This is a genomic window from Devosia aquimaris (genome assembly GCF_020169335.1).
GTDB lineage: Bacteria > Pseudomonadota > Alphaproteobacteria > Rhizobiales > Devosiaceae > Devosia > Devosia aquimaris.
Genome location: NZ_JAIEZN010000001.1, coordinates 1,126,136 through 1,140,039 on the forward strand (window position 1 = coordinate 1,126,136; position 13,904 = coordinate 1,140,039).

Here is a 13,904-nt window from a genome sequence, read left to right on the forward strand (position 1 = left end):
CGGGACCGTTCTCTTTCCCAGCAAGGACGCACAATGGCCGCTGTGCTTGAGGCGATTTCCATCGGCAAGACCTATCCGGGTGGCACTGTCGCCAATGACGGGGTTAACCTCTCGGTCGCGGCCGGGGAAGTCCATGCCGTCGTCGGTGAAAACGGTGCCGGCAAATCCACCCTGATGAAGATCCTGTTCGGCATCGAACAGCCCGACAAGGGTGAATTGCGCCTCGAAGGCAAGCCGATCTCTTTCGCCAATCCACGCGAAGCCATCGACAATGGCATCGGCATGGTCTTCCAGCATTTCTCGCTCGTGCCGTCCTTTTCGGTTTATGAAAACGTCGTGCTCGGCTCCGAACCGCGCAATGGCGTCCGCTTTGATCGCGAGAAGGCCATCGCCCAGGTGCGGGCCCTGTCCGAAAAATTCCGCCTGCATGTCGACCCGCTCCCCGCCGTGGGAGATCTGCCGGTCGGCCAGCAGCAGCGTGTCGAGATCCTCAAGGCGCTCTATCGCGACGCCCGCATCCTCATTCTTGATGAGCCCACCGCCGTCCTGGCGCCCCAGGAGGTCGAGGAGCTTTTCGTCGCCGTCCGCGCTTTGGTCGAGCAGGGGCGCACTGTCATCTTCATCGCCCACAAGCTCCCCGAAGTGTTGGAAATTTCCAACCGTATTACCGTCATGCGGGGCGGTAAGACAGTTGGGCAGGTCAACACCAAGGACGTCACCGAAGACAGCCTCGCCACCATGATGGTCGGCCGTGAGATCGCGCTGCGGGTCGATCGTGCCGCGGGCAGGGGTGATGTCGCCTGCGAGATCAAGGCGCTCAAGATCACCAGTGACACCGGCTCGACCATTGCCGAGGACCTCAACCTCCAGGTCCATGCCGGAGAAATCCTTGGTCTCGTCGGGGTCGAAGGCAATGGTCAGGCCGAACTGCTTGAGGCGGTCGCCGGCCTGCGCGATGTGGCCGATGGCGCCATCTATCTCAATGGAGAAAGCCTGCGCCCCCTTAGCGTCATCGAGCGCCGCGCGCGCGGCCTTGCGAGTATTCCCGAGGATCGACTGGCCCGCGGCCTTGCTGCGGGCGCCAGCATTGCCGAGAACATGGTAGCCACCCGCCTGGCTGATCGCCGCTATGTTCGCCATGGCCTGCTCGATCTCAACGCCATCAAGGCCAACGCCCAGGCACTGATCGAGCGCTTCTCCATACGCGCCGGTGGTCCGGCCTTTGCTGTCGGCACGCTCTCCGGAGGCAATATGCAGAAGGTTGTCGTCGCCCGCGAACTGGCCGAACAACCCAAGCTTTTGCTGGTCAATCAGCCCACGCGCGGCGTCGATCTCGGCGCCACCCAATTCATCTGGAAGTCGCTCACCAAGGCCCGCGACGGTGGCGCTGCCGTGCTGCTGAGTTCGGCCGATCTCTCGGAGCTGCTGGCGCTTTCCGATCGTCTCGTGGTCTTTTACCGCGGACGCATCGTCGCCGCCTTCCACAACAGCGATGACCTCACCCCCGAAACGCTGGGCACCTACATGCTCGGCCTTAATACCCAGGAGCCCGAAACCATGCGGGCGGCCCTTCAATGAGTACTCTGGCAAACCAGCGTGGTGCAGCGTTCCTGCGCGAAGTCGGGCGCGCTCTGACAGCCCTCGTCATCGCGCTCATTGTGGCGCTGATCGTCATCTTTGTGACCTCTGCCGATCCGGGCAAGGCCTTCAGCACCCTGGCCTCGGCGCCACTTTCGTCCAACCGCACCATGGGCCTGTGGATCGATGATGTCGCCAAGCTGACCCTCACCGGCCTGGCCTTCAGCCTGGTCTTCCAGGCTCGCCAGTTCTCCATGGGCGTCCAGGGCCAGGTCTATGTCGGCGGGCTTTTTGCTGCCTTTGTTGCCATGTCGCCGCTCGGTGCCACGCCCTTCGCCATTCCGCTGGGCATGCTGGCCGGCATGTTGGCCGGCGCCGTCTATGGCTTCGTTCCCGGCTATGCGAAGGCCCGCTTTGGCGCCAGTGAGATCGTCTCCTCGCTGATGCTCAACTACATCGCCATTCTGGTGGTCAATTATCTCATCCGCGCCCATCTGGCCCCTGCCGGCTCGGGCCAGCTAATGACCGCCAAGTTCCCAGATGCCGCTATCTTTCCCGCTATCATTCCCGGCACCCGCTTTGACCTCGGCATCGCCATCGCCCTGGTCGCGACAGTGATTGTCTGGTTCCTGCTCTACCGGACCAACTGGGGTCTCAAGCTACGGCTGGTGGGTCACAATCCCAAGTTCGCCGAATATGCCGGCATTCGCGCCAGCTTCGTCATGGTCTCGGCCATGACAGTTGCTGGTTCACTTGGTGGCCTGCTGGGTTCGGTCTTCGTGCAGGGCAGGGCCTTTGGCAATCTCGCCCAGAATTTCGATGGCAATCTGGCCTTTGAAGGCATCCTGATTGCCATTGTCGCCCGCTCCCGCCCGCTGGCCGTGCCCTTTGTGGCGCTGGCCTATGGCTATTTGCGCCAGGGCGCCCAGCTCATGGGCATTCGCACCGACGTGCCCACCGAGATGATCGCGGTGGTCCAGGCTATCATCATCCTGCTGGTCGCCTCGTCCTTCTCTCTGCCGGGCAAGGCCCTGTTCAAGCGCCTCCTGGGGCAATCACCGGCATCTGCCGCCAGCGCGGAGGCCGCGAAATGATCGAACTGTTGATGACGGTCTTTTCGGCGACCTTCTTTGTCACCGTGATCCGCACCACCACGCCTTTGCTTTTTGCCACCATGGGCGGCTTGATTGCTGACCTCTCTGGCGCGCTCAATGTCGCGCTCGAAGGCATGATGCTGATTGCCGCGCTCACGGCTGTGATCGTCTCGGTCTATGCGCCCTGGTATGTGGCCGTACTCTCGGGCATGTCGGCAGGTGCGCTGCTGGGCGCGCTCATGGCGCTGTTCCATCTGCGCTTCAAGGCCGACATCATCCTGGTCGGCTTTGCCGTCAACATCCTGGCTGCCGGCGGCACCGTCTTTGCCCTGTCCCAGGCTACGGGGGGTGACAAGGGCACCTCGATCAACCTGCAGTCCAAGGCCATCCCGGCGCTCGACCTCTCCTTGCTTCAGGCGATCCCCGGCGTCGGTCCTCTGCTCAAGAGCCTTTTGTCGGGCCATTCGCTGCTGTCCTGGCTGGCCGTACTCACCGTCATTGCCGTCTGGTTCTTCCTCTATCGCACCCCCTGGGGCCTCTGGCTGCGCGGCGTCGGCGAGTATCCCGCCGCGCCCGAAGCGGCAGGCATTCCGGTCAACAAGGTCCGTGCCTTGAGCCTGATCGCCTCTGGCGCCCTCGTGGGCATCGGCGGGGCACAACTGGCCATGTTCAACTATGTCGGGTTCACGCGTGACATGACGGCCGGTCGCGGCTTCATCGCCTTGGGCGCCGTGCTGCTGGGCGCGCGCCATCCGGTCGGCGCCATGCTCGCAGCGCTGCTCTTCGGCGTCTTTGAGGCGCTGTCGATTGTCATGCCCAATCTGTTCAACTGGATCCCCAGCGAACTCATTCAGACTATTCCCTTTGTCGTCACCATCCTGGCCTTGGTGCTGTTCAGCTATCGCGCCCAGCGGGCCCGGCAACTGCGGACCCTGAGCAAGATATGATCCGTCCCGATGATCTGATCCTCAATGCTGCCGACGAAGTGACAATCCGGCAGCATCTTCTGCTGGTCGCCCTGGGCAAGCGCCCCGCCGACAAGGTGATCGAGGTCGGGCGGCTCCTGGCCGTCTATGCCAACCAGTGGCTCGACAATCAGGAGATCGTCATCTCCGGGCGCCGCATTGCTTACGTTGGCCCCATCGGCTCATACCGGGGCGACGTGTCCGAGCGGTTCAAATACCCCCATCTCTCCGCTGTGCCCGGCTTTGGCGAAGTGCACAAGCACATTGAATCAAGCCATCTGACGCCCGAATTTGAGGCGGCCATGGTCATTCCGCGCGGCAACACCTGGACCTGCGAAGCCAGCCATGAATTCGCCAACGTCAACGGTGCCCGCAATACCGAATTCTGGCAAAAGGCGCGCCTCGCCGGTTCCCCGCTCAAGGTCTTCATCCAGCCCGGCTCCGCCGTGCCGCCCAGTGCCTGGGAAGAGAGCGGCGGCTGGTATGGCTATGAGGAGCAGAAGGACTTCCTGGCCCGCGACCTCAGCGTCACCGGCCTCGATGAAGTCATGGATTGGCCCTCGGTCTGGGACCCCACCAATCCCGGCTATGCCCGCATGTGGGGCATGATCGGCGCGACTTTCGAGCGGCGTGGCGTTGTGGAAGGGCATGGCTCGGGCCTCACCGACCCACATGACATTTCCGCCTTTGCCGCTGCCGGGCTCAGTTCCGATCATGAAGTCTGGGCGCTTGACGAAGCCTGGGATCGCCTGGTGCGGGGCCTCTTCACCGAACTCCGCCCGTTCTCCTACGATGCCATTATTCCCGGCCTGATCGCCCGCGGCCTCAGCGACTGGTCCAACATCGCCTTTACCACCGATGACCGCAGCGCCACCGATACCCTGCGCGATGGTGCCAGCGACTACAATGTTCGCCACGCCATCCATTTTGGCCTGTCGCCCGATATCGCTATCCAGTGCGCCACCATCAATCCGGCGCGTCATATGCGCATTGACCAGTGGGTGGGCTCCATTACCCCCGGCCGCTATGCCGATATCGTCCTTCTCGATGATGTTGCCAGCGTCTCCATCGCCCATGTCTATGCCGATGGCATTCTGTCCTCCGAGGGCACGCGCTTTATTGGCCCGATGCCGCAGATCGCCTGGCCTGATTGGGCCAATCGCACCATGAATATCGGCCGCTTCCTGACCGCCGACGACTTTGCAATTGCGGCCGAACCCGGCCGCAGCAGCATGACCGCTGCAGTGCTGCGTCCGTTCCATTGGAATGAGGATTTCCTCACCGAGGATCTTCCCGTGGTGGACGGCCAGGTGCAGCGCGATACTGCCCGCATGATCACTAAATGGTCCCTCATCGACCGCTACCGCGGCGACGGCGCCGTGGCCTCCATGTTCTGGACCGGCTGCGGCCCCGAGGACGCTGATACGGCGTTGGCCTGCTCGGTCGCCCATGACAGCCACAATGTCTGGTGCATCGGCTCGTCCGACAGCGCCATGGCAAAGGCCGTCAATCATCTGCAGTCCATCGATGGCGGGTGGGTACTGGTGCATCGCGGCGAGGTCGTCGCCGAGGTTCGTCTCGAGATCGCGGGCCTGATGACCGCGCGCCCCGCCGAGGCCTTCGATGCGGACATGCAGGCCTTCCTCGCCCGCGCCAACCAGGTCACCTGGATGTATCAGCCGGCAGCGATGAACCGCTGGAAGCCCGGCTTCCCCGAATTCCTGATCTTTGCCACGCTCACCTGTTCGCCCTGGCGTTGGGTGCTGGTGGCGCCATCCGAGCGGGCGCCCAATGGTTTCGTCAACGTCCAGACCGGCGAAACCCACGCCATAGTCTGGTGACAAAGCGTTGCACTGTGTTGGTTCTGCAGAACGAACCTTTACGGGGCTAAAGTTCTGGCTGCCAAAGGCCAGTGGGGGCCAGTCTCAGGCGCGGTGATGCCAGCGGGGCCACCGTCACGTCCTGGAATTCTGCAAGCCCGGTCCGCCACAGCTCGCCCTGCAACATGGCCGCCCCGATTGCGGCCGGGCGCAGGCCTGCGTCGGACAGCAGGGCCAGGACCGCGACCATCGAAGTGCCAGAACTGATCACATCATCGATGACCGCAATGCGCCGACCCTGCAGAAGCGGCAGCATGCGTGGGTCCAGATAGATGCGCTTCTGCTGGCCCGGACTGGTGATGGAACTCAGTGGGGCCGACAGCTTGTCGTCATACCAGAACTTGCGCGACGTCCCCAGCGGCACCATGCGGACATGGCCAAGGCGGCGCGCGACATTGTTGGCCAAGGTGAGGCCGAGTGTCGGTACGCCAACAATCACGTCGGGCGCCAGCGGCTGCAACTGCTGGGCCAGTGCGCTCGACAAGGCATCCTCGACCGCAAAGCTTGCCTGGTTGATGATCAACGACGCGACAGCCGCTGTGCCATCACCGGGCAACACGCGAATGGGCAGATGTACAAACCGGCCATCCGGCAGGCGGGCAGGGTAGGCCGTCGACCATCCGCCTCCACCAGTGACTACGGGAGTCTCATCAACCTGCTGCCAGAATTGGTGTGGATCCATGGTTCCTCTCTTTAGCGGACAGTCATGTTCCATCAAGTGGCATAGGGGAGGTTCAGCCGGCGATCGGCTGAACCTCCGTTGCATCTGGCGTCACCCGGTCTTCGGGCTTGGGTGGCTGAATACGGAACCACGCAACGTAGAGCGCCGGCAGGAACAGCAGTGTCAGCGCTGTGCCGACAATAATCCCACCCATCATGGCGTAGGCCATGGGACCCCAGAAGACCTCGCGTGAGATGGGGATCAGGGCAAGGCTTGCCGCAAGGGCCGTCAGGATGATCGGTCGCAGGCGGTGTTGCGTGGCTTCTGTCACGGCCTGCCAGGCCTCGACGCCGGTCGAGCGCAGGTGCTCGATCTGCACGACCAGGATCACCGAGTTCCGGATCAGGATACCGATCAGTGCCAGCACGCCAAGCAAGGCAACAAAGCCAAGCGGTGCGCCACTCAGAAGCAAAGCGGCAACCACGCCGATCAGGCCCAGCGGTGCCACAGCAAACACAAGGAACAACCGCTGGAAACTCTGCAACTGCAGCATGAGCAGCGTGGCCATGACGAAGAGCATGAGAGGGGCAATGGCAAAGATCGGCGCCTGGGACTCTGCCGTTGACTCGACCGTGCCACCCACTTCGACGCTGTAGCCTGTCGGGAGCTTACTGACAAAAGACTCGAGGCCTGGCGCCAGATCGGCGGCGATGGTGGCAGCCTGCGTCTTGTCAGTGATGGTGGCCTTGAGGGTTATTGTCGCCTGGCCGCTGCGGCGCTTGATCACCGGCTGCTCAAGCTCATAGCCAAACGTGGCAACGCTCGCCAGAGGGACCGACCCGCGGGCGGTCGTGATGCTGGTGTTGCGCAGCATCTCGATAGAGTTGCGCTCCTGCTCGGTCGCCCGGCCCACGACATTGACGAGATAGGTTGTATCCCGCACCTGTGTCACGGTGACACCACCAACGATGCCGTTCAGAGCATAGCTTATGTCGGCCGATGTCACGCCCAACTGGGCAGCGTTGTCCTGCAGCACATTGACCTTGATCACGCGGGCCGGTTCATTCCAGTCAAAGGTGATTTTGCCCAGGCGCTTGTCCTGCGCCATCACGCCGGCGAACTGGTTGGCAAGCTTGCGGACCGTCTCCGGGTCAGGTCCGGACACTCGATATTGCACCGGCCGACCAACGGGTGGGCCGATATCAAGCAGACGCACGAACACATCGGTGCCGGGCAGGTTCTCATTGGCCCAGGGCTGCAGATCAGCGCGCAGTCGGTCACGGGCCTCCAGGGATTTCGAGACAATGATGACCTGCCCGACGGACGGGTTCTGCGGTTCAGGATCAAATGTCAGCAGGAAGCGGCTGGCGCCCTGGCCAACGTAGGAACTCCAGTGTGCGACATCGTCATTGCCGACGAGCTTTTCCTGTTCGAACTTGTCGAGCACGGCCTTGGTGGCCTGGATGGTACTATCCTTGGGAAGATTGAAGTCCACCACCAGCTCAACGCGATCCGAATTGGGAAAGAACTGCTGTTCCACCAGGCGCAAGCCCCCGATAGATGCGACCAGCGCCACCACGCAGATGCCGATGGTCAGCCATCGTTGCCGCATGCAGACGTCGAGGGCACTGGCAAAGGCTCGGGCCATCCGGCCGGGACCATGGGCCTTATGGGCAATGGTCTTGGGCAGGATGAGCACGCCAAGAAGAGGCGTAAAAAGCACCGCGACCACCCATGACACCACAAGGGACACCGCAATCACCACAAACAGGGTGAAAACGAATTCGCCAGCGGAACTGTCGTTGAGGCCCACGGGGATGTAGCTGGCAACCGTCACCAGGGTACCGGTCAGCATCGGGAAGGCCGTGGACGTATAGACATGGGTTGCTGCCTTGCGCAGCGTGTCGCCGGCTTCGAGCCGTGACACCATCATCTCCACGGCGATCATGGCGTCGTCGACCAGGAGGCCCAGCGCAATGATCAGGGCGCCCAGGGAAATACGCTGCAGCGAGATGCCGAGATACTCCATGATCACGAAGGTGATCGCCAGGACCAGCGGGATAGCCAGGGCCACCACCAGACCGGCCCTGAGCCCCAGGCTGACAAAGCTGACGGCCAACACGATGGCGACGGCTTCCAGCAGGCTCCGAAGAAAGTGCGAAACGGCCTCGTCGACGACTTCGGGCTGGTTGGAGACTTGATGCACGCCCACGCCGACAGGCAGGTCCGCCACGGCTTCGTCAAGCGTCTTTTCCAAAGCCTCGCCGAATTTGAGCAGGTTCGAGTTCGGAATCATGCCGATGGCAAGGCTGATGGCTGGCTGGCCGTTGTAGCGGAACATCGGGCTCGGGGGATCCACATAGCCGCGCGTCACGGTCGCAACGTCCGACAGGCGGAAGAATACGCTACCGACGCGCAGATTGATGCTCTCAAGGCTCTGCTCGGATGTGAAGGCACCCCCGACACGGATGGCCACACGATCGTCGCCGGCTTCAATGACCCCCGACTGCGACACCGAATTCTGCGCCTGCAGGGCCCCGACGATCGATTGGATATCCAGGCCGAAGGCGCGCAGCTTTTGCGTCGAGAACTCAAGGTAGATAACCTCGTCCTGCGTTCCCACGAGGTCAACCCGGCCAACATTGGGGACCTGGAGCACCTTGTCGCGCACCGTCTCCACATAGTCGCGCAGCTGACGCTCTGTCAGCCCGTCGGCAGTGAAGGCATAGATATTGCCGTAGACGTCGCCGAACCGGTCGTTGAAGAAGGGACCCCGTACGCCTTGGGGGAAGGTGCTGGCAATGTCGCCGACCATGTTGCGCACCTGCGTCCATGCCGCTGTGACAGCGCTCCCGCGAACAGTATCCTTGAGGTGAACATAGACAACCGAGGTGCCGGCGGTTGTTGTGCTGTTGGTGTGGTCGAGCTCTGCCAGCTCCACCAGCTTGCTCTCGATGCGATCGGTAACCTGGTTGACCGTCTCGTCCACAGTTGCGCCTGGCCATTGCGCCGCGATGACCATGGTCTTGACGGTGAAGCTGGGGTCTTCCTCGCGCCCCAGGTTCATATAGGACATCACCCCGGCAACCGAGAGGATGATCATGAAGAACCAGACCAGCGACTTGTGGTCCAGCGCCCATTCGGAAAGGTTGAACGTCTTCATCACATCTGTCCTTCGTCAATCCTGACGGCCTGGCCGTCTTCCAGGCTATGCACGCCCGCGACGACCACAATGTCGCCCGCGGACAGGCCGCTGGTGACCTCGACGGTTGCCTCGTCGCGGTCGGCCGTGGTTACGCTTTGCTGCGAAACTGTTTGGGTCTTGGGGTCCACCACCCAGGCAGAGGCAGCTCCATCCCTGTCCAGCACGGCAGACCGTGGCAGCACGAGCTGATCTGGTTCCGCATGGGCCAGGCTGGCCGTGATGGTCGAGCCGATGGTAAAGCTTGCCGAGGCGCCGTTGAGGGCTATCCGCACTTCGAAGCTACGGGTGTTTGGGTCGGCCTGAGGCGCGATCTCGCGCACCGATCCGACCGCAACGATTGCGGGATCAAGCTGCTTGACGATGTCGAAGCGGTCGCCGACCTTGAGGTCGGTCGCAAAAGCCTCGGGCACAGATATCACGGCCTCGCGCTCGTCAGGGCGCACGACGGTGGCAACGACCTGGCCCACACCGATCGTTTGGCCGGGTTCGACGCCAACAGCAGTGACCACGGCTTCTGCATCAGCACGCAGGACAGTGTAGTTCAGCTGTTCGCGCGCCTTGTCGAGTTGCGCCCGAGCCTGGGCGACTGCGGCCGCGCCCGACCGGCTCGCCTGCTGGGCTGTTTCATAGACAATGTCCGAGATCGTGCCGCGTTCCAGCAGGTCCGCCTGGCGCTGTTCGACAGCCAGCAGATTGTTCAGTTGCGCCTCCGCCGATGCCAGATTGGCTTCCGCAGCGCGGACATTGAGCTGTTGGCTGGTGGAATCGAGCTGGGCGATCTGCTGTCCGGTGGTGATCGTGTCGCCGACATTGACCGAGCGCTCGATAACGCGACCGAAGACCTGGAAGCTGAGATCGGTCTGGTAGCGTGGTGCCACCTCGCCGGCAAATCGAACGGTTGGCGCGGCCTCGAGAGTGAGCACTTTGGTCAGGACAGGGCGTACTGGCTCGGGCTTGTCGGCAGCCGGTTGGCAGCCAGCCAGGGCTAGGCTTGCAACAATCGCCAATGCGGCGGGGAAGGGGGCTCTCATGGCTCTATTCCTTGAACGCGACGATCTGTTGCGGATAGATCAGGCTGGCACCATCGGTAACGATGCGCTCACCGGGCGAAACGCCGTCGGTAATGACCAACGACTGGGCGTCGAACTTGTCCATCGTCACCGGGCGCAGAGAGACGGCGTGCGTCTCGGCGTCGACAACCCAAACCGCAGGTTGGCCGTCCGATGAGGTCAGCGCAGATGCCGGCAGTACGATTGCTGAGGTGACCTGGTATTGCGCGGTCGTGCCCACCACCGAGCCAAGCGTCATCTGTGCTGGTGGAGCATCCATCCTGAGCTTCACGCGGACAGATCCCGTGGATTTGTCGATCGTCGGCGCAATTTCGCTGAGCTCTGCTGTTGCAGAGACCTCGGGCCGTTCGAGCAAGCGCACCGTGAAGGTCTGCTTGGCGAATTGGTCGGTCAAGACGCCTTCGTCTACATGAAAGACAGCTTCGCGCGCGCCATCATTGGCAACTGTAAAGGCGTACTGACCTGGCTGTACCACCTGGCCGGGCTCCACCTTGAGGGCCGTCACCGTGCCATCCGCAAAGGACTTCAGTTCCGTGTGCGCCAAAGCCTCGTCGGCGCCATCCAGCGCGGCCTGTGCGCTGTCGACGGCGCTGCGGCTGGTGGCCAGGATTTCTACCGCGCGGTCATAGGCGCTACGCGTTACAAGTCCCTGATCAACAAGGCTCTTTTGTCGATCATGATCAGCTTGCGATTGATTGAGCTGGGACTGCGCAGCAGCCAGCTGGGCTGCCGCTGCGTCACGATCAGCCATCTGCTCGGCCGATCCGACCCGGGCCAATACCTGTCCCGCCTTCACATGGTCTCCGATATCGACCAAGCGCTCCTGCACCTGTCCGCCAACCTGGAAGGCCAGCGCTGCGGAGAACTCGGCTTGCACCTCACCGCTGAGGGCCGTTTCCGTCGGGTACTCCACCAGGCTGGCTACGACGGTGTCGACGTCGACAGCGGCGTTCTTCTGCTCTGGCGGAGGGGCCTGACAGGCACAAAGGCTGAGCGCAACTGCCACCGACGCGGCCAGTGTTCGCAGGTCTCGTCTCTTCGTTCGTACAGCAGCAAACGGTTTGGGAAACATGTTCGTGACCAAGCTGGTTCTCCAATGATCCCTTGCCGACCTAATATTGACTAACTGATTAGTCAATGAAAATATGTGTCACACGGCAACACCGACGACGACGCCCCTCAAGAAAGGCACAAGAACAATGACAAAGGGTTCCCGCGCCGCTGCAAAACAGGCGCGGCCACGCGAGATTCTGGAGGCCGCATTCGAGGAATTCTCTCTTCGCGGCTACGCAGCGACCCGGCTCGACGACATCGCGGCCCGCGTTGGCGTCACCAAGGGTACGATCTACGTCTACTTTGAGAACAAGGAGACGCTGTTCGAGACCATGGTTGTCGAGCTGTCCACGCCGGAACACGACACCACGCCCTATCTTGCAGAACTCGAGACCTCGGCAGCGTCCGCGCTGGAGCACCTGCTGCGCAACGTCTATGCCGAGGCCCTGTCCGATCGCTACTCCCGGGAAATCCTGCGTCTGCTGATTGCTGAGAAGAATACCTTCCAGAGCCTGTCACGGCGTTTCAAGGACAATTTTGCCGGGCCGGTCTTCGGCAGTTTGCAGCAGATTCTGCAAAAGGGCAGCGAGACCGGCGAGTTTGCCCCGCAGGCCGCCAGTATTGATCCCTTTTTCATCCTCAGCCCGTTCCTGGGCTATTTCGTGCTCGATCTGGTGTTGCCGGAAGATAGCCCGGAAGCCGACAGCTTTCTGGGTACACACATCGAAATGGTGAAACGGCTGGTTGCGCCCATCGCAAAGCCGTAGCCGGGCCTTAAGCCCGACTGCATCTCAATCCCGGGAGGGTTTTTCGTCGAGCATTGTTCCGGTCGCCTGCCGGCGCAGGTGCCAGGAAAAGGCCTCTTCAAGCAGATGGGGCGTGTGCCCGCCCCGGGCCGTTGCACGGTCCAAATAGTCTTGCAGTTGCACGCGGTAGCTGGGGTGGACGCAATTGGCGATAATCTGCGCCGCCCGCTCGCGAGGCGCCAGCTCTCGAAGGTCGGCCAGGCCCTGCTCTGTGACGATGATATCGACGTCATGCTCCGTGTGGTCGACATGAGAAACCATGGGCACCACCGATGAAATAGCACCGTCCTTGGCCAGTGATTTCGTGACGAACACCGACAAATAGGCGTTGCGGGCGAAGTCACCTGATCCGCCGATGCCATTCATCATCTGCGTGCCGTTGACATGTGTGGAGTTCACATTTCCATAGATGTCGACTTCCAGGGCGGTGTTGATCGCGATGATCCCCAGTCGCCTGATGACCTCGGGATGATTGCTGATCTCCTGCGGTCGCAGCACGAGGCGATCCTTGTAGGCCGCCAGATTGCCGAACACGCGCCTGGCATAGTCGGCACTCAGCGTGATCGACGAACCCGAGGCGAACAGCAGCTTGCCTGAATCGAGCAGATCGAACGTGCTGTCCTGCAGCACCTCGCTATACATCCGCAGGTGGTGGAAAGGACCGTCCCGCAAGCCAGCGAGAACGCCGTTGGCAATATTGCCGATGCCGGCCTGCAGCGGGTTGAGGCTGAGATCGAGCCGTCCCATACCGACCTCGCGTTCGAGAAAGTCCGTCAGATGCCGGGCAATAGCAGCAGTGTCGGCCTCCGGCGCTTCGAGAACGGCGGGGCTGTCCGCCTGCTGGGTGATCACGATGGCAACGATCTTGTCGGGGTCGATCTGCACATAAGGCAGCCCCACACGGCTGTCGGTTGCTACCACGGGAATGGGCTCGCGCGCCGGACGTCGGGTCGGGATGTAGATATCGTGCAGGCCCTCGAGCTCTGCCGGTTGCCCGAGGTTGATCTCGACGATCAGCTTCTTGGCCAGGATGGCAAAGCTCGCTGAGTTGCCCACAGAAGTGGTCGGCACGATGCCGCCGTCCTCGGTAATGGCAGCGGCCTCGATTACCGCGATGTCCATTGGGCCCAGCTGTCCGGACCGCAGATGCTCCACCGTCTCCGACAGATGCTGGTCGATGAACATCACGTCGCCACGGTTGATGGCAGCCCGGAGCGTGGGATCGGATTGAAAAGGCATCCGCCGCGCCAGCACATGGGCCTCGGTCAGCACGCGGTCAACGTCCTTGCCAAGCGAGGCGCCAGTGACCAGGGAGACCTGGAACGGATGGTCTTTCGCCCGACGGGCCATCGCAAGCGGCACAGCCTTGGCGTCGCCCGCCCGGGTGAAGCCGCTCATGCCCACCACCATGCCGTCGGAGATCAGGCTGGCGGCCTCGTCTGCGGTGACAATTCGCTCAAGCAGGGCTGGCATTCGGATACGCGTCGCTGGCACTTCATTCTCCACATCGGGTGTAGTGACCAAGCTATGCGTTCACGGACCGGACAACGCGTTGATCCAGGTCAACGCCCTGATCTGCATTGAAAATCCGA

10 protein-coding genes are annotated in these 13,904 nt (G+C 62.2%); 5 read left to right on the forward strand and 5 right to left on the reverse strand.

Features of this window, described 5'->3' with window-relative positions; genetic code table 11:
- Positions 1–33 precede the first annotated feature (33 nt).
- From K1177_RS05440 to K1177_RS05455, 4 genes are read left to right on the forward strand one after another with little or no spacing between them, the layout of a single operon-like run.
- The gene (locus tag K1177_RS05440) at positions 34–1,578 is read left to right on the forward strand and encodes an ABC transporter ATP-binding protein (RefSeq protein ID WP_224702292.1); all 1,545 of its coding nucleotides are present in this window, start codon (positions 34–36) and stop codon (positions 1,576–1,578) included.
- Positions 1,575–2,672: an ABC transporter permease gene (locus K1177_RS05445; RefSeq protein ID WP_224702293.1), complete on the forward strand. Its 1,098-nt coding sequence runs from the start codon at positions 1,575–1,577 to the stop codon at positions 2,670–2,672. Before K1177_RS05440 ends, K1177_RS05445 begins: the two co-directional genes overlap by 4 nt.
- Complete coding sequence (locus K1177_RS05450) at positions 2,669–3,619, forward strand: ABC transporter permease (protein ID WP_224702294.1); 951 nt, start codon at positions 2,669–2,671, stop codon at positions 3,617–3,619. Before K1177_RS05445 ends, K1177_RS05450 begins: the two co-directional genes overlap by 4 nt.
- On the forward strand, positions 3,616–5,478 hold the full coding sequence (locus K1177_RS05455; protein WP_224702295.1) for an adenine deaminase: 1,863 nt from the start codon (positions 3,616–3,618) through the stop codon (positions 5,476–5,478). The genes K1177_RS05450 and K1177_RS05455 overlap by 4 nt, the downstream gene beginning before the upstream one ends.
- A gap of 46 nt (positions 5,479–5,524) precedes the next feature.
- Here the strand turns inward: K1177_RS05455 and K1177_RS05460 are convergent, their stop codons facing one another.
- Genes K1177_RS05460 through K1177_RS05475 form a run of 4 tightly spaced genes read right to left on the reverse strand, consistent with a single transcriptional unit; the run spans position 5,525 to position 11,537 of the window.
- Positions 5,525–6,199, reverse strand: a complete 675-nt coding sequence (locus tag K1177_RS05460; RefSeq protein ID WP_224702296.1) for a phosphoribosyltransferase — start codon at positions 6,197–6,199, stop codon at positions 5,525–5,527.
- A gap of 52 nt (positions 6,200–6,251) precedes the next feature.
- Positions 6,252–9,341 carry an efflux RND transporter permease subunit gene (locus tag K1177_RS05465; protein WP_224702297.1) on the reverse strand — a complete coding sequence of 1,030 codons (3,090 nt, stop codon included), beginning with the start codon at positions 9,339–9,341 and terminating at the stop codon, positions 6,252–6,254.
- Positions 9,341–10,414: an efflux RND transporter periplasmic adaptor subunit gene (locus tag K1177_RS05470; RefSeq protein WP_224702298.1), complete on the reverse strand. Its 1,074-nt coding sequence runs from the start codon at positions 10,412–10,414 to the stop codon at positions 9,341–9,343. The genes K1177_RS05465 and K1177_RS05470 overlap by 1 nt, the downstream gene beginning before the upstream one ends.
- 4 nt (positions 10,415–10,418) lie before the next feature.
- A complete protein-coding gene (locus K1177_RS05475) occupies positions 10,419–11,537 on the reverse strand; it encodes an efflux RND transporter periplasmic adaptor subunit (protein ID WP_224702299.1) in 1,119 nt (372 codons plus the stop codon).
- A gap of 115 nt (positions 11,538–11,652) precedes the next feature.
- Between K1177_RS05475 and K1177_RS05480 the strand changes: the two genes are divergently transcribed.
- Positions 11,653–12,273 carry a TetR/AcrR family transcriptional regulator gene (locus tag K1177_RS05480; protein ID WP_224702300.1) on the forward strand — a complete coding sequence of 207 codons (621 nt, stop codon included), beginning with the start codon at positions 11,653–11,655 and terminating at the stop codon, positions 12,271–12,273.
- Between the two features lie 24 nt (positions 12,274–12,297).
- Here K1177_RS05480 and K1177_RS05485 read toward each other — a convergent pair whose 3' ends face one another.
- On the reverse strand, positions 12,298–13,785 hold the full coding sequence (locus K1177_RS05485) for an acetyl-CoA hydrolase/transferase family protein (protein WP_263574778.1): 1,488 nt from the start codon (positions 13,783–13,785) through the stop codon (positions 12,298–12,300).
- Positions 13,786–13,904: the final 119 nt, after the last annotated feature.

Excerpts from the sequence above, each read along its gene's own strand:
- K1177_RS05460 (WP_224702296.1), bottom strand. The coding sequence starts at position 6,199 with ATGGATCCACACCAATTCTGGCAGCAGGTTGATGAGACTCCCGTAGTC.
- K1177_RS05485 (WP_263574778.1), bottom strand. The coding sequence starts at position 13,785 with ATGCCAGCCCTGCTTGAGCGAATTGTCACCGCAGACGAGGCCGCCAGC.
- K1177_RS05465 (WP_224702297.1), bottom strand. The coding sequence starts at position 9,341 with ATGAAGACGTTCAACCTTTCCGAATGGGCGCTGGACCACAAGTCGCTG.
- K1177_RS05450 (WP_224702294.1), top strand. The coding sequence starts at position 2,669 with ATGATCGAACTGTTGATGACGGTCTTTTCGGCGACCTTCTTTGTCACC.
- K1177_RS05445 (WP_224702293.1), top strand. The coding sequence starts at position 1,575 with ATGAGTACTCTGGCAAACCAGCGTGGTGCAGCGTTCCTGCGCGAAGTC.
- K1177_RS05480 (WP_224702300.1), top strand. The coding sequence starts at position 11,653 with ATGACAAAGGGTTCCCGCGCCGCTGCAAAACAGGCGCGGCCACGCGAG.
- K1177_RS05440 (WP_224702292.1), top strand. The coding sequence starts at position 34 with ATGGCCGCTGTGCTTGAGGCGATTTCCATCGGCAAGACCTATCCGGGT.
- K1177_RS05470 (WP_224702298.1), bottom strand. The coding sequence starts at position 10,414 with ATGAGAGCCCCCTTCCCCGCCGCATTGGCGATTGTTGCAAGCCTAGCC.
- K1177_RS05455 (WP_224702295.1), top strand. The coding sequence starts at position 3,616 with ATGATCCGTCCCGATGATCTGATCCTCAATGCTGCCGACGAAGTGACA.